Annotated in this window: 16 protein-coding genes; 11 read left to right on the plus strand and 5 right to left on the minus strand. The window is 66.5% G+C overall.

Going from position 1 to position 15,068, the window contains the following annotated elements; all coding sequences use genetic code 11:
* The first annotated feature begins 214 nt into the window (after positions 1-214).
* The gene (fumC, locus tag CY658_RS26010) at positions 215-1,612 is read left to right on the plus strand and encodes a class II fumarate hydratase (RefSeq protein WP_101492941.1); all 1,398 of its coding nucleotides are present in this window, start codon (positions 215-217) and stop codon (positions 1,610-1,612) included.
* A 68-nt stretch (positions 1,613-1,680) separates the two neighbouring features.
* Here the strand turns inward: fumC and CY658_RS26015 are convergent, their stop codons facing one another.
* On the minus strand, positions 1,681-2,298 hold the full coding sequence (locus CY658_RS26015) for an NAD(P)-dependent oxidoreductase (protein WP_101492942.1): 618 nt from the start codon (positions 2,296-2,298) through the stop codon (positions 1,681-1,683).
* A gap of 108 nt (positions 2,299-2,406) precedes the next feature.
* Here CY658_RS26015 and CY658_RS26020 point away from each other — a divergent pair, with 108 nt between their 5' ends.
* The gene (locus tag CY658_RS26020) at positions 2,407-3,315 is read left to right on the plus strand and encodes a LysR family transcriptional regulator (RefSeq protein ID WP_101492943.1); all 909 of its coding nucleotides are present in this window, start codon (positions 2,407-2,409) and stop codon (positions 3,313-3,315) included.
* 6 nt (positions 3,316-3,321) lie between these two features.
* Here the strand turns inward: CY658_RS26020 and CY658_RS26025 are convergent, their stop codons facing one another.
* Positions 3,322-3,957: a YqhA family protein gene (locus CY658_RS26025; RefSeq protein ID WP_101492944.1), complete on the minus strand. Its 636-nt coding sequence runs from the start codon at positions 3,955-3,957 to the stop codon at positions 3,322-3,324.
* Between the two features lie 151 nt (positions 3,958-4,108).
* On the opposite strand from CY658_RS26025, the gene acs reads away from it, so the two are divergent.
* Positions 4,109-6,106, plus strand: a complete 1,998-nt coding sequence (gene acs, locus CY658_RS26030; RefSeq protein ID WP_101492945.1) for an acetate--CoA ligase — start codon at positions 4,109-4,111, stop codon at positions 6,104-6,106.
* A gap of 189 nt (positions 6,107-6,295) precedes the next feature.
* On the plus strand, positions 6,296-6,796 hold the full coding sequence (locus tag CY658_RS26035; protein WP_101492946.1) for a Signal transduction histidine kinase: 501 nt from the start codon (positions 6,296-6,298) through the stop codon (positions 6,794-6,796).
* A 34-nt stretch (positions 6,797-6,830) separates the two neighbouring features.
* On the opposite strand, the gene CY658_RS26040 is transcribed toward CY658_RS26035, so the two are convergent.
* Entirely contained in the window at positions 6,831-7,136 is a 306-nt protein-coding gene (locus CY658_RS26040; protein ID WP_062482639.1) for a c-type cytochrome, read from the minus strand.
* A 107-nt stretch (positions 7,137-7,243) separates the two neighbouring features.
* Here CY658_RS26040 and CY658_RS26045 point away from each other — a divergent pair, with 107 nt between their 5' ends.
* On the plus strand, positions 7,244-7,501 hold the full coding sequence (locus CY658_RS26045; RefSeq protein WP_101492947.1) for a TIGR04438 family Trp-rich protein: 258 nt from the start codon (positions 7,244-7,246) through the stop codon (positions 7,499-7,501).
* A gap of 46 nt (positions 7,502-7,547) precedes the next feature.
* Entirely contained in the window at positions 7,548-8,366 is an 819-nt protein-coding gene (locus CY658_RS26050; protein ID WP_101492948.1) for a DUF3592 domain-containing protein, read from the plus strand.
* A gap of 7 nt (positions 8,367-8,373) precedes the next feature.
* On the opposite strand, the gene ilvD is transcribed toward CY658_RS26050, so the two are convergent.
* Complete coding sequence (gene ilvD, locus CY658_RS26055; RefSeq protein ID WP_099796739.1) at positions 8,374-10,068, minus strand: dihydroxy-acid dehydratase; 1,695 nt, start codon at positions 10,066-10,068, stop codon at positions 8,374-8,376.
* Between the two features lie 107 nt (positions 10,069-10,175).
* On the opposite strand from ilvD, the gene CY658_RS26060 reads away from it, so the two are divergent.
* The gene (locus CY658_RS26060) at positions 10,176-11,117 is read left to right on the plus strand and encodes a LysR family transcriptional regulator (RefSeq protein WP_101492949.1); all 942 of its coding nucleotides are present in this window, start codon (positions 10,176-10,178) and stop codon (positions 11,115-11,117) included.
* A 3-nt stretch (positions 11,118-11,120) separates the two neighbouring features.
* Here CY658_RS26060 and CY658_RS26065 read toward each other — a convergent pair whose 3' ends face one another.
* Entirely contained in the window at positions 11,121-12,065 is a 945-nt protein-coding gene (locus CY658_RS26065) for a LysR family transcriptional regulator (protein WP_101492950.1), read from the minus strand.
* A gap of 142 nt (positions 12,066-12,207) precedes the next feature.
* Between CY658_RS26065 and CY658_RS26070 the strand changes: the two genes are divergently transcribed.
* The 4 genes from CY658_RS26070 (at position 12,208) to CY658_RS26085 (ending at position 15,051) form a co-directional block, all read left to right on the plus strand.
* Positions 12,208-12,981 carry an SDR family oxidoreductase gene (locus CY658_RS26070; protein WP_101492951.1) on the plus strand — a complete coding sequence of 258 codons (774 nt, stop codon included), beginning with the start codon at positions 12,208-12,210 and terminating at the stop codon, positions 12,979-12,981.
* Positions 12,982-13,023: 42 nt separating this feature from the next.
* A complete protein-coding gene (locus CY658_RS26075) occupies positions 13,024-13,293 on the plus strand; it encodes a hypothetical protein (protein ID WP_062480550.1) in 270 nt (89 codons plus the stop codon).
* Between the two features lie 57 nt (positions 13,294-13,350).
* Positions 13,351-14,181 carry a prolipoprotein diacylglyceryl transferase gene (lgt, locus tag CY658_RS26080; protein ID WP_101492952.1) on the plus strand — a complete coding sequence of 277 codons (831 nt, stop codon included), beginning with the start codon at positions 13,351-13,353 and terminating at the stop codon, positions 14,179-14,181.
* A gap of 201 nt (positions 14,182-14,382) precedes the next feature.
* A complete protein-coding gene (locus tag CY658_RS26085; RefSeq protein ID WP_101492953.1) occupies positions 14,383-15,051 on the plus strand; it encodes a GntR family transcriptional regulator in 669 nt (222 codons plus the stop codon).
* The last annotated feature ends 17 nt before the right edge of the window (positions 15,052-15,068 follow it).

Raw genomic sequence — 15,068 nt, forward strand, 5'->3', positions numbered from 1 at the left:
GAGTAGTGCAAGGGTGACCAACATGACTTGTTGGTCGTCGGAAGCCCATGATTATAACTTTTTGGCATGACGCGAGTCAACCCACGGGCGTATCGTGTCTGTGGGACCCGACCGAATGGCCTCGACAGATGCGAGCCATTCTTATTGGTCCGATACTCGGCATCGCGTCCGGTGAGCGGGCGCAACCATCCAAGACTGCGGAGCCATTTTTCTCATGACGACTTCTCCCAAGACCCGTGCCGAGCGCGACACCTTCGGCCCGATCGACGTGCCGGCCGACAAGCTGTGGGGCGCGCAAACGCAGCGCTCGCTGCAGAACTTCGACATCTCCGGCGAGCAGCAGCCGCGCGAAATCATCAAGGCGCTGGCCCAGGTCAAGCGCGCATCGGCCGTGGTCAATCACGCGCTGGGCCTGCAGGACGAAAAGAAGACCCAGGCCATCGTGGCCGCGGCCGACGAGGTCATTGCCGGCAAGCACCCGTGCGAGTTCCCGCTCGTGGTCTGGCAGACCGGCTCGGGCACGCAGAGCAACATGAACGTGAACGAGGTGCTGGCCAACCGTGCCAGCGAAATCCTCGGCGGCGAGCGCGGGGAAGGGCGCCTGGTGCACCCGAACGACGACGTGAACCGCAGCCAGTCGAGCAACGACGTGTTCCCGACCGCCATGCACGTTGCGGCCGTCGAGGCCATCACGCACAAGCTGCTGCCCGCTATCGCCAAGCTGCGCGGCACGCTGGCCAAGAAGGCCGAAGACTTTGCCGACATCGTGAAGATCGGCCGCACCCACCTGCAAGATGCGACGCCGCTCACGCTGGGCCAGGAGTTCTCGGGCTACGTGGCGCAGCTCGCGCACGGCGAGGCGCATGTGCGCGCCGCGCTGCCGCACCTGTGCGAACTAGCGCTGGGCGGCACGGCCGTCGGCACCGGGCTCAATGCGCCCAAGGGCTATGCGGAACAGGTCGCGGCCGAACTGGCGAAGCTCACGAGCCTGCCGTTCGTCACCGCACCGAACAAGTTCGAAGCCATGGCCAGCGTCGATGCGCTGGTGCATGCCCACGGCGCACTGAAGACGCTGGCAGCCAGCATGAACAAGATCGCCAACGACGTGCGCTGGCTCGCCAGCGGCCCGCGCAGCGGCATCGGCGAACTGAGCATTCCCGAGAACGAACCCGGCTCGTCGATCATGCCGGGCAAGGTCAACCCGACGCAGAGCGAAGCCGTCACGATGCTGGCCGCGCAGGTGTTCGGCAACGACGTGGCCATCAACATCGGCGGCGCCTCGGGCAACTTCGAGCTGAACGTGTTCCGTCCGATGGTGGCGCACAACTTCCTGCAGAGCGTGCGCCTCTTGGCCGACGGCATGGTGAGCTTCAACGACCACTGCGCGGTGGGCATCGAGCCGAACCGCGAGCGCATCACGGAGCTGGTGCAGCGTTCGCTGATGCTGGTGACGGCGCTGAACACGCACATCGGTTACGACAAGTCGGCCTACATCGCGAAGAAGGCGCACAAGGAAGGCACGAGCCTGCGTGAAGCGGCGATTGCGTCGGGGCATCTGACGGCCGAGCAGTTCGATGCGTGGGTGGTGCCGGAGAACATGACCGGTCGCTGATCCGTTCGGCAGCCCCCATGAAAAAAGGACCCGCGAGGGTCCTTTTTCGTTGGCGGGCAATCGATCAATCAGTAGCCGATCGTGTAGCGCTGGCGCGAATGCGCGGGCTTCTCGAGTTCGTCGATAAACGCGATCGCGTAGTCCTCGAACGTGATCCAGCTGCGGCCTTCGGCGCTCACCAGCAGATCGTCGGTGCCAAGGCGGAACTTGCCCGTGCGCTCGCCTTCGACGAACTCGGCGGAGGGCGACAGGAAGGTCCAGTCGAGGTCCTTCTCGTTGCGCAGTGCGTCCAGGAACACGCCGCCGGCCGTGGCTTCGGCGCGGTAGGCATCGGGGAAGTTCGGCGTGTCGATCACCTTCAGGCCGGGCGCCGCGAACAGGCTGCCGGCACCGCCGACCACGAGCAGGCGCTTCACGCCCGCGCGCTTGACCGGTTCGATGACGGCCGCGGGCGGCACGGTGGCGAAGTGCGCGGCGCTGAACACGGCGTCATGGCCGGCCACGGCCTTTTCGAGGGCGGCGGCGTCGAGTGCGTCGACATCCACGGCCTTCACGTTGGCGCGGCCCGACAGCTTTTCGCTGGCCTTGCGCGCGATGGCGGTGACGGTGTGGCCGCGGCGCAGCGCTTCTTCGAGAAGGCGGCTGCCGGCGCGTCCAGTGGCTCCGATGATGGCGATGTGGCTCATGAGGGACTCCAGTCAAAAGGTTGGGAAGGGGATGAACCTCATCTTAGGTTTCTGGTTTCGAAAGAAATACCTCGAATTCCGCGCTTCTTTATTCCTAAAATCGTTCGAATGGACCGATTGAATGCAATGCGGGTGTTCGTCACCGTGGTGGATGCGGGCAGCCTTTCGGCTGCGGCCGACAAGCTCGACATGTCCCGCCCGGTGGTCACGCGCTACGTGGCCGAGCTGGAGCAATGGACCGGCGCACGCCTGCTGCACCGCACGACGCGCCGCCTGAGCCTCACGGCGGCGGGCGAAGAGCTGCTGCCGCGCTGCCGCCAGGTGCTGGAGCTCGCGGGCGACATGCAGGCGGCGGTGCGCCATCCGGCCGAGGCGCCGAGCGGGCAGCTGCGCATCACCGCCAGCACCTCGTTCGCGCAGGCGCAGCTGGCCCGCGCGGTGGCCGACTACGTGCGGCGCTACCCGGGCGTGGCGGTCGACCTGGTGCTGCTCGATCGCGCGGTGAACCTGGTGGACGAGCGCATCGACCTCGCGATCCGCGTGTCAGCCGAGATCGATCCGAACCTCATTGCGCGCCGCCTCTCGGTGTGCCGCTCGGTGGTCTGCGCGACGCCCGATTACCTGAAGGCGCACGGCCAGCCGCAGCGCGTGGAAGAACTGGCGCAGCGCAACTGCCTCACGCATTCGTATTTCGGCCGCAGCCTCTGGAACTTCACGCGCAAGGCCGACGGCTTGCCGGTTTCGGTGGCCGTGGCGGGCAACCTCTCGACCAACGACGCGGCCAGCCTGATGGCGCTGGCGCAGGCCGGAGCGGGCATCGCGATGCTGCCCACCTATCTGACGTCGGGGTTGCTGCAGTCGGGCGAGCTGGTGTCGCTCTTTCCCGATCACGAGCCGCAGGTGCTGGGGGTGTACGCGGTGTACGCCTCGCGCAAGCACATGCCGTCTGCGCTGCGCACCTTGCTCGATTTTCTGGCCGAGCGCTTCACCGAAGTGCCGGCCTGGGATGCGCCCTAGCGGGGCTCAGTGACGCGGGTTGGCGGCGGCCGCCTCGTTCATCAGCTTGTCGGTGTAGGCGATGGCCATGGCCGAGAACAGGAACGCGATGTGGATCACGGTCTGCGCGATCAGCACCTTGTCGGTGTAGTTGTCCGCGTTGATGAAGGTCTTGAGCAGGTGGATCGAGCTGATGCCGATGATGGCGGTGGCCAGCTTCACCTTGAGCACCGAGGCGTTCACGTGGCTCAGCCACTCGGGCTGGTCCTGGTGGCCTTCGAGGTCCATGCGGCTCACGAAGGTCTCGTAGCCGCCCACGATCACCATGATCAACAGGTTGGAGATCATCACCACGTCGATCAGCGCCAGCACCACCAGCATGATCACCGTCTCGTTGAGCGCGCTGACCGGTGCGGTGGTCTTGTAGCCGATGCTCGCGATGAGGGCCTGCAGCGCATCCTTGTTGCCGAAGGCGGCTTCGACCAGGTGCAGCAGCTCGACCAGGAAGTGCACCACGTACACGCCCTGGGCCACGATCAGCCCCAGGTACAGCGGCAGTTGCAGCCAGCGGCTCGCGAAGATGAGCCGGGGCAGGGGCTTCAGCGGGGAACTGCGCGCTGGTACGGGCGCGTTCCGGGCGTCGAAAGGATCGGGGGCGGACATGAAGTAAGAAGACAGATGTAAAAAGTCGGGCGATTCTAGGGGTCTCCCAGTGACGCACTCGTGATAACCCTGCGAACTAACATCGACCCCGTCAGTGGCCCGTAAGTGCGTGCCCCGACATTACGGCCGCATTCAATCAGGAGACAAGAGCATGAGCAGCGCATCGAAGAACATTGAATCCGTCCTCGTCGAGAACCGTGTGTTCCCGCCCGACGCCCGCGCCACCGAAGGCGCCCGCATTGCCAGCATGGCCGCCTATGAAGCGTTGTGCAAGGAAGCCGAACAGGACTTCGAAGGCTTCTGGACCCGGCTGGCCAAGGACAACCTCCAGTGGACCAAGCCATTCACCCGCACCCTCGACGAATCGAAGGCGCCGTTCTACGAATGGTTCGGTGACGGCGAGCTCAATGCCAGCGCCAACTGCCTGGACAAGCACATCGGCACCCCCGTCGAGAACAAGACCGCCATCGTCTTCGAAGCCGACGACGGCACCGTCACCCGCGTCACCTACAAGGAACTGCTGGCCCGCGTGAGCCAGTTCGCCAACGCGCTCAAGGCGCAGGGCATCCAGAAGGGCGACCGCGTCATCATCTACATGCCGATGACCATCGAAGGCGTGGTCGCCATGCAGGCCTGCGCGCGCATCGGCGCCACCCACAGTGTGGTGTTCGGCGGCTTCTCGGCCAAGGCGCTGCAGGAACGCATCATCGACGCGGGCGCCGTGGCCGTCATCACCGCCAACTACCAGCTGCGCGGCGGCAAGGAACTGCCGCTGAAGGCCATCGTGGACGACGGCATCGCGCTGGGGGGCTGCGACACGCTCAAGACCGTGCTCGTGTACGAGCGCACGCCCACCGCGTGGAACCGCGTCGAGGGCCGCGACAAGACCTTCACCGAAGCGCAGGCAGGGCAGAGCACCGAGTGCGCGCCCGTGCCGGTCAATGCCGAGCACCCGCTGTTCATCCTCTACACCTCGGGCTCCACCGGCAAGCCCAAGGGCGTGCAGCACGCCACCGGCGGCTACCTGCTGTGGGCCAAGCTCACGATGGACTGGACCTTCGACATCCGCCCCGAAGACGTGTTCTGGTGCACCGCCGACATCGGCTGGATCACTGGTCACACCTACGTCGCCTACGGCCCGCTCGCGGCCGGCGCCACGCAGGTCGTGTTCGAGGGCATCCCGACCTTCCCGCACGCAGGCCGCTTCTGGGAAATGATCGAGAAGCACAAGGTCTCGATCTTCTATACCGCGCCCACCGCGATCCGCTCGCTCATCAAGGCGGCCGAAGGCGACGAAAAAGTGCACCCGAAGAACTGGGACCTGACCAGCCTGCGCATCCTCGGTTCGGTCGGCGAGCCGATCAATCCCGAGGCGTGGATGTGGTACCACCGGAACATCGGCGGCGAGCGCTGCCCGATCGTCGACACCTTCTGGCAGACCGAAACGGGCGGCCACGTCATCACGCCGCTGCCGGGCGCCACGCCGCTGGTGCCGGGTTCGTGCACTTTGCCGCTGCCGGGCATCATGGCCGCCATCGTCGACGAGACCGGCAAAGACCTGCCCAACGGCGCGGGCGGCATGCTGGTCATCAAGCGGCCGTGGCCCTCGATGATCCGCACCATCTGGAACGATCCCGAGCGCTTCAAGAAGAGCTACTTCCCTGAGGAAATGGGCGGCACCATCTACCTGGCCGGCGACGGCGCGGTGCGCAGTGCCGACCGTGGCTACTTCCGCATCACGGGCCGCATCGACGACGTGCTCAACGTGTCGGGCCACCGCCTGGGCACGATGGAAATCGAATCGGCGCTGGTGTCCAAGACCGACCTCGTGGCCGAAGCCGCGGTGGTGGGCCGTCCCGACGATGTGACCGGCGAGGCCGTGTGCGCCTTCGTCGTGCTCAAGCGCTCGCGCCCGACCGGCGAAGAGGCCAAGCAGATCGCCAACGAACTGCGTGCCTGGGTCGCCAAGGAAATCGGCCCCATCGCCAAGCCCAAGGACATCCGCTTCGGCGACAACCTGCCCAAGACGCGCAGCGGCAAGATCATGCGACGCCTGCTGCGCAGCATCGCCAAGGGCGAGGCGATCACGCAGGACACCTCGACGCTCGAAAATCCGGCGATCCTCGATCAGTTGTCGGAGACGAACTGAGTCGAAAAGCGATCTGCGCCTACCGATTCGGAACAGTTGTCACGAACTGGCTGTAGAGAGGTGTAGGACATGGCCGTTTGTGCGGCCATGTGCACCAAAGTGGCCTCCTTGCTGAGGTAAAACCGATGTCGTCACCGTGCGCCCTGACCGGCGCGCGGCTTTTGTCGGTCTTTTGCAAGGAGGCGCCACATGGGCGTGAGATCCGCTTTTCTTTTTGTCATCGTGCTGCTCATCGCGGGGCTTGCCGCGCTGAACTGGGGCACGTTGTCGGCCCCCACCGACGTGTGGCTCGGCTTCATGAGCGTGTCGGCGCCGCTGGGGCTGATCATGCTGGGGCTCACGGCCGTGCTCGCGGCCTTCTTCCTCGTGTATGTGCTGTACCTGCACAGCTCGGTGCTGCTGGAGACCAAGCGCCACACGAAGGAAATGCAGACCCAGCGCGACCTCGCCGACAAGGCCGAGGCTTCGCGCTTCACCGAACTGCGCAACTTCCTGGAAGCGCAGGAGAAGCAGCACATGTCGCACAACGCCGACCGGCACACCGCGCTGCTGGCGCGGATGGAGCAGCTGGAACGCGCGGTCAAGGCGCGTTCGGACCAGACCGACAACACGGTGGCGGCGCACATCGGGCAACTCGAGGACCGCATCGAGCGCCGTCCGGTGCCCAGCGACATCAACCCGAGCATCTGATCGGGCGCGCCGCGCGCTTCGTTTCTTCTTCTGATTACTTCGTCGACAACACCCAGGCTGCGAGCTTCTTCGCATCGGCTTCGCTGACCTGGTTGTTGGCCGGCATCGGCACCGGGCCCCACACGCCGGAGCCACCCTTGATGATCTTGGTGGCCAGCGTGTTGGCGGCGCCCTTGTCGTCCTTGTACTTGGCCGCGATGTCCTTGAACGACGGCCCGAGCACCTTGCGTTCGACCGCGTGGCAGCTCATGCAGTTTTTCGACGTGGCGAGGGCCAGGTCGGCAAAGGCGGGCGCCGCGAGGCCGAGGCCCAGGGCTGCCATCAACATCGTTCTTTTCATGGGGACTGTTTTCGTAAGGGCTGAGTTACATTCGATCCAACGCGATTGTAGGTAGCGCGGTGCACACGCACTGGCGGCGATACCGACCAACTCGGAGGGTATTCGCGATGTGGTTTCTGCTCTTGGGCCTGCTTGGCATAGCCCTCAAATATTTCGAAGTGGGCATGGTCGCCGGCTGGAGCTGGTGGATCGTGCTGAGTCCGTTCGCGCTGGCCCTGGCATGGTGGGCCTGGGCCGATTCGTCGGGCTACACCAAGCGCAAGGTCATCGAGCGCGAAGAGCGCCGCAAGCAGGCGCGCATCGACCGCCAGAAGACCAACATGGGCCTTCGCACCAGCAACGGGCAACAGCGCCCGCGCCGCTGACCACGCGGCCTCGTCACCCGCGCCGCATGCCAACCGGACGCGCGCCATGGACGACGAAGCCGCCACCCACGCCTTGCTCGTCTTCGGGTTCTCGCTGCTGGTCGGGCCGGCCGTCGGCGCCTTGGTCGGGCGCTTCAAGACCTTCTTCTGGGGCGCCGGCGTCGGCGCACTGCTGATCGGCTGCGCCGGCCTGTATGGCGCGGTCACGGTGGGTTGGCAGCGCTACCAGTCGATTGCGGGCACGGCCCCCACGCAAGGCACCTTGGTCGAATTCGTGGAAGAGCGCAGCAAGGACAGCAAGGGTTACGTCACCACCACGCGTGCGCCCGTCGTCGAATACACCGCGGCCGATGGCCAGAAGCGCCGCGTCAAGGGGCTCGGTGGCAGCCTGTCCGAGAAAGAGTGGGGCGATGCGGTCGAGGTGCGCTACAGCACCGCCGACCCCGCCAAGGCCCTGGTGGCCGACTTCCAGAACATGTGGGGCATCGTCTGGGGGCTTGGCCTCTTCGGCGGCTTTCCGACGATGTTCGGCTTGTTCTTCACCGGCATGGCACTCAAGGAAGGCCGCAGGGGCCAGCCGGCACCGGTGCGCGAGCCGACGCCCCTGCAGAAGAGATGGCGCACACGCGGCACGGTGCTGGCCAACGTGGTGTTCCTTGCCGGCTTTGCGCTGGTGTTTCTCTATCCCGACGCGAGCGCGATGAAGCAGTTCGGTGCGGGTTTTCTCACCATCGGCGCGGGGGCGCTGCTGCACTTCGTCGTGCAGAGCTTTCCCCCGGCGATGGATTTCGAAGCCCGGGCCATCTTCGCGATCGTAGGTTTAGGCTTCGTGGCCTTCGGCTACGGCGCGTGGATGATGGGCTGAGTTCGTCTTAGAACTTGTCGAGCACCGCGCCCGAGCTCGCGCTCGAGGCGTTGAACGCGAACTTGGCCTGCACACCGCGCGTGTAGCGCGGGGCCGGGGCCTTCCAGCCTTCGCGGCGCTTGGCGATCTCGGCTTCGGGCACGTTCAGTTCGAGCACCAGCTTGTGCGCGTCGATGGTGATCGAGTCGCCTTCGTTGACGAACGCAATGGTGCCGCCCGCTGCCGCTTCCGGCGCGACGTGGCCGACCACCATGCCCCAGGTGCCGCCCGAGAAACGACCGTCGGTGATGAGGCCCACGCTTTCGCCCAGGCCCGCGCCGATCAGCGCGCCCGTGGGCGCCAGCATTTCCGGCATGCCCGGGCCGCCCTTGGGGCCGAGGTAGCGCAGCACCATCACGTCGCCGGCGACGATCTTGCCGGCCAGGATGGCCTGCAGCGCCGATTGCTCGTCGTCGAACACGCGGGCCGGGCCGGTGATGACGGGGTTCTTCAGGCCGGTGATCTTGGCGACCGCGCCTTCGGGCGACAGGTTGCCCTTCAGGATGGCCAGGTGGCCTTCGTCGTACATCGGCTTGTCGATCGGGCGGATCACGTCCTGGTCGGCGCGCGGCACGTCGGGCACGTCCTTCAGCACTTCTTCGATGGTCTGGCCGCTGATGGTGATGCAGTCGCCGTGCAGCAGGCCGGCCTTCAGCAGCACCTTCATCACTTGTGGAATGCCGCCGGCCTGGTGCAGGTCGACCGCGAGGTACTTGCCCGAGGGCTTCAGGTCGCACAGCACTGGCACCTTCTTGCGCATGCGCTCGAAGTCGTCGATGGTCCATTCGACCTCGGCCGCGTGCGCAATGGCCAGGAAGTGCAGCACCGCGTTGGTCGAACCGCCGGTGGCCATGATGACCGCCACGGCGTTCTCGATGGCCTTCTTGGTCACGATGTCACGTGGCTTCAGGTCTTTCTTGATCGCCTCGATCAGCACCTTGGCCGATTCCTTGGCCGAGTTGGCCTTCTCGTCGTGCGGATTCGCCATGGTGGACGAGTAGGGCAGCGAAATGCCCAACGCCTCGAACGCGCTGGACATGGTGTTGGCCGTGTACATGCCGCCGCACGAGCCCGTGCCGGGAATGGCGCGCTTCTCGATCTCGTGCAGGTCTTCGTCGCTCATGTTGCCGGCGGCGTTCTGGCCCACGGCTTCGAACACGCTCACGATGTTCAGGTCCTGGCCCTTGTAGCGGCCCGGCAGGATGGTGCCGCCGTAGACGTAGATGGCGGGCACGTTGGCGCGCAGCATGCCCATGAGGCCGCCGGGCATGTTCTTGTCGCAGCCGCCGACCACCAGCACGCCGTCCATCCACTGGCCGCCGACGCAGGTCTCGATGCAGTCGGAGATGACTTCGCGGCTCACCAGCGAGTACTTCATGCCTTCGGTGCCCATGGCCATGCCGTCGGAGATGGTGGGGGTGCCGAACACCTGCGCATTGCCGCCGGCTTCCTCGATGCCTTCGATGGCCGCGTCGGCCAGCTTCTGCAGGCCCGAGTTGCAGGGCGTGATGGTGCTGTGGCCGTTGGCGACGCCGACCATCGGCTTCTTGAAGTCGCCTTCCTCGTAGCCCATGGCGTAGAACATCGAGCGGTTGGGGGCGCGGCTCTTGCCTTCGGTGATGTTCGCGCTGCGGCGATTGATCTGGATGGTCTTGGTGTCCATGGTGTCTCTTCTGTCGTGGGGAGATCGTGAGGGGGAAGCGCCAAGTATCGGACTTCTGATTGATTGGTTCCAATCCAATTTGAAGCGAGGATTGATATGCTCGGCATATGAACGAAGCCCTCATCGACCTGCGCGCCTGGCGCCAGTTCGTGGCCGTGGCCGAAGAACTGCACTTCGGCCGCGCCGCCCTGCGCCTGCACATGACGCAGCCGCCCGTGACGCAGGCCATCGCCCAGCTCGAGAAAACGCTGGGCGTGGTGCTGTTCGATCGCACGCGAAGGCGCGTGGCGCTCACGCCGGCCGGCGAGGCGCTGCTGCCCGACGTGCGCGAGCTGCTGGCGCGCGCCCAGGCGCTGCCGGCGCGGGCGCGTGCGGCGGCGGCGGGGCAGGTGGGGCGCGTGCGCATCGCCTTTGTCTCGACGGTCGGCTTCGAGCAGCTGCCGGCCTGGGTGCGCGAGTTCCGCGTGCTGTGCCCCGAAGTGGCGCTCGAACTGGTGGAAGCCACCGGCGACGTGCAGCTCGAAGCCTTTGCGCGCGGCGAGATCGACGCTGGCCTGATGCTGCATTCGCCGGGCGCCGCGCCGCCGGGGCTGGCCTGCTTGCCGGTCGAGGTGGAGCCGCTGGTGCTCGCGCTGCCCGCGCAGCACCGACTGGCCGAGGCGCGGCCCGTGCCGCTGGCCGAGGTGCTGGACGAGCCGCTGGTGATCTTTCCGCGCCGCATCGTGCCCTCGCTGCACGACGCGATCTTCGACCTGTACCACGCGGCCGGGCGCACGCCGCAGGTGGCGCAGGAGGCAATCCAGATGCAGACCATCGTCAACCTCGTGTCGGGCGGCATCGGCGCGGCCTGGGTGCCGCACAGCGTGATGCAGTTCCGGCGCGCGGGCGTGGTCTACCGGCAGGTCCACGAGTTCAAGGGCGTGGGCCGCCGCCGCGTGACCTTGCCGGTGTGCGAGACCAGCCTCGTGTGGCCCGCGCAGGCGTCGCATCCGGCGCTGGCGCGCTTCGTGGCCTTCGTGCGCGAGCGGGCCGGGCGCGTGCCGGCCTAAGGCTCAGGGGCTGCGCGACGCCCGACCGGCGGGTGAGGGCAAGGGCGCATCGAGCGAGGCCGCTAGTAACCCGTCGAGCCAGCCCGCGAAGGCCTGCACCCGCCGCGACAGATTGCGCCGGTGCGGGTAGACGAGGTGCACCGGCAGCGGCTCGGCGCGCGCGTCGGGCAGCACCTCGACCAGCTCGCCGGCTGCCAGGTGCGCGCGCACGTCGTAGGCCGGAATCTGGATCAGTCCCAGCCCCGCCAGCGCGCACGCGATGTAGGTCTCGGCGTTGTTCGCCGCCACGCGGCTGCGCAGCCGCAGCGTCTGGGTCTCGCCATCGCGCAGCCGCCATTCCCAGGGCGCGGCACGGCCGCTGGTGGGCGAGGCGTAGTTGATCGCGAAGTGCTGCGGCAGGTCGGCCGGTGTGCGCGGCGTGCCGTGCTGCGCGAGGTAGGCCGGGCTCGCGCAGTTGATGAGCGTGAAATGCCCCAGCGGCCGGGCGACGAGGCTGCTGCTGGCGAGCGGGCCGACGCGCACGGCGCAGTCCACGCCTTCGAGCACGAGGTCGACCGCGCGGTCGCTGGAACCGAGTTCCAGTTCGACCGCCGGGTGGCGCGCAAAGAAGTCCGGCAGCGCCGGCGCGATCAGCAGGCGCGCGATGCGGCTCGGCACATCGACCTTGAGCCGTCCGCTCACGCTGCTGTGCGCGGGCTGGAACTGCTGCTCCATGTCTTCCATGTCGGCCACCAGCGCGCGGGCCCGCTCGAGCAGCACCTCGCCGTCGGGCGTGAGGCCCACGCGGCGGGTGGTGCGGTGCAGCAGGCGCGAGCCCAGGCGGGCCTCGAGCTGCTGGATGGCGGTCGAGATGGTGGCGCGCGGCAGCGCCAGCCGGTCGGCGGCGCGCGTGAAGCTGCCGGTTTCGGCCACGCGCAGGAAGACCTGGAGGAGTTCGATGCGGTCCATGGCGGCGTGGCTGATTGTTTGTTGTTTTAAGAACAGTCTAGCCTTGAATGAATGATTTATCTGCAACTTGGCGATCAATAGACTGGCGGCTCGTCACACATCCCGTCCCGGGTTTTCTTCATTCATCCAGAGGAGTTCATCCATGTCCGCACGCACGCTCACGAACAAGGTCGCCGTCATCGCCGGCGGTGGCAAGAACCTCGGTGCGCTTATCGCCCATCTGCTGGTCGACGGCGGCGCCCGCGGCATCGCCATCCACTACAACAGCGACAGCTCGCGCGGCGAGGCCGAGCAGACCGCCGCCGCGCTGAAGGCCAAGGGCGCCGACACGCTGCTGGTACAGGGCGACCTCGCCGTGGTCGAGAACAACGTGAAGCTGTTCGATCAGGCCGTGAAGCACTTCGGCCAGGTCGACCTGGCGATCAACACGGCGGGCGTGGTGATCAAGAAGCCGATCCTCGACATCACCGAGGCCGACTACGACAAGAGCTTCGATGCCAATTCCAAGGCCGCCTTCTTCTTCATTCAGCAGGCCGGCCGCACCATGGCCGACGGCGGCAGCATCGTGACGCTGGTGAGCTCGCTGCTCGCGGCCTACACGCCGTTCTATGCGATCTACCCGGCGGCCAAGGCAGCAGTGGAGCACTTCACGCGCGCGGCCTCCAAGGAGTTCGGCGAGCGCGGCATCTCGGTGAATGCCATCGGCCCGGGCCCGATGGACACGCCGTTCTTCTACGGCCAGGAAAGCCCCGAGGCCGTGGCGTACCACAGTACGGCCGCCGCACTCAGCAAGTACTCGAAGAAGGGGCTCACCGACATCGAGGACATCGCGCCCATCGTGCGCTTCCTGGTCACCGAGGGCTGGTGGATCACGGGCCAGACGATCTTCGCCAACGGTGGCTACACCACGCGCTGATCCGGCAACATCGGGCACGATCGATCCAGGAGGACAACGCAGATGCACACAGTCATGGTGATGGGCGGCGGCTTCGCGCTGCTGGTGGTGTTTCTTCTGGCCGGCCGCTTCATGGGCGACGGCTCGTCGATGGCGCTGGCCGCGGCGGCCAAGTGGTTCATTCCGGCGTGGTTCGTCGGCGCGGGCATCAACATGGCCGTGGGCGTGCTCAAGGCCGGGTACTCGGTGGCCGAGGAGCTGCCGATCTTCTTGTTCATCTTCGCGGTGCCCGCTTTGGTGGCGGGGTTGCTGTGGTGGAAGTTCGGGCGCTGACATTGCCCTGAATGCCCCCGTGCCGGCGGCGTCATGGCGCCACGGCACAATCGTCGGATGCTCATGTATCCGCAGATCAATCCCGTCGCCTTGCAGCTGGGGCCGGTGGCCATTCACTGGTACGGCCTGACCTACCTGGCGGCCTTCGCGCTGTTCTACTTTCTTGGCACGCGCCGCCTGCGCCACGAGCCGTTCCGCTCGCTGGCCACGGCCGGCGTGTGGCAACGCAAGGACATCGAGGACATCCTGTTCCTCGGCGTCATGGGCGTGATCGTCGGTGGCCGGCTCGGCTACTGCCTGTTCTACAAGCCCGAGTACTACCTCACGCACCCGCTCGAGATCCTGTATGTGTGGCAGGGCGGCATGAGCTTCCACGGCGGCCTGCTCGGCGTGGTCGGCGCCATGGTGTGGTTTGCGCGCTCGCGTGCGCGGCCGTTCTGGCAGGTGATGGACTTCGTTGCGCCCTGCGTGCCGACCGGCCTGGCCGCAGGCCGCGTGGGCAACTTCATCAACGGCGAGCTGTGGGGCCGCTTCAGCAGCCCCGACCTGCCGTGGGGCATGGTGTTTCCGCAAAGCGGTTCGACGCTGCCGCGCCATCCGTCGCAGGTTTATCAGTTCCTGCTCGAAGGCCTGTTGCTGTTCGTCGTGATGTGGCTCTACGCGCGCAAGGAGCGCAAGCAGGGGCAGGTGGCCGCCGTGTTCCTCATCGGCTATGGCGTGCTGCGCTTCGTGGCCGAGTACTTCCGCGAGCCCGACGATTTCCTGGGCCTGCGCGCGTTGAGCCTGAGCCAGGGCCAGTGGCTCAGCGTGCCGATGGTGATCGGCGGCATCGCGCTGTGGATCTGGTTCGGCCGGGCCGGCAAGACCGGCAGCACCGCGCGCGCCTGACGCTCCACACACCCGCGAGACACCCGCGAAAAGCGGCGCAGCACCTTCGGGTGCGCGCCGCTTTTTTTCGTCCGTCTCAGGGTAATTCCGGGCCGCAAGGGCAGGGCGTGGCCCTTGCATTGCGTTAACTGTCCACTCACAATTATGCGTAATTACAGGAAATTACGCGAAACGCCCACCGACTTTCCGAGTCTTCAACGCATGCGCCTGGTCCCCAACTCCCTCCACGACGAAGTCGCCGCCACGCTGCGCGAGCAGATCTTCGACGGCACGCTGGCGCCCGGCAGCTTCGTGGACGAGGCGGCCCTGTGCGAGCGGCTGTCGATTTCGCGCACGCCGCTGCGCGAGGCGCTGAAGGTGCTCACCGCCGAAGGCCTGCTGCGCCACGAGCCGCGCCGCGGCTGCTTCGTGAACGAGGTGACCGAGCGCGACCTCGACGAGATCTTTCCGGTCATTGCGCTGCTCGAAGGGCGTTGCGCCTACGAGGCTGCGCGCAACGCCAGCGACGCCGAGCTGAACGAGCTCGACGCATTGCACGAGCGCCTGGTGCGCCACGCCAAGGCGCGTCGCATCAACGACTACTACGCCACCAACCACATCATTCACGAGGCGATCATCAAGCTCGCCGACAACAAGTGGCTGGCCCAGGTGATCGGCGACCTGCGCAAGATCTTGAAGCTCGCGCGGCTGCAGCAGCTGCACGCGCCGGGGCGGCTCGACCAGAGCCTGTCGGAGCACCTGGCCGTGTTCGCGGCGCTCAAGGCCCGCGACAGCGAAGGCGCCGACGCCGCCATGCGCACCCACATGACGCGCCAGCGCGAAGCATTGCGCGAAGTGATGCAACAGCAGAAATCCCGGGTGATGCCGTGACACGCACCACCCTTGCA

It is taken from the genome of Variovorax sp. RO1 (assembly GCF_002849325.1).
Classification (GTDB): Bacteria; Pseudomonadota; Gammaproteobacteria; order Burkholderiales; family Burkholderiaceae_C; genus Variovorax.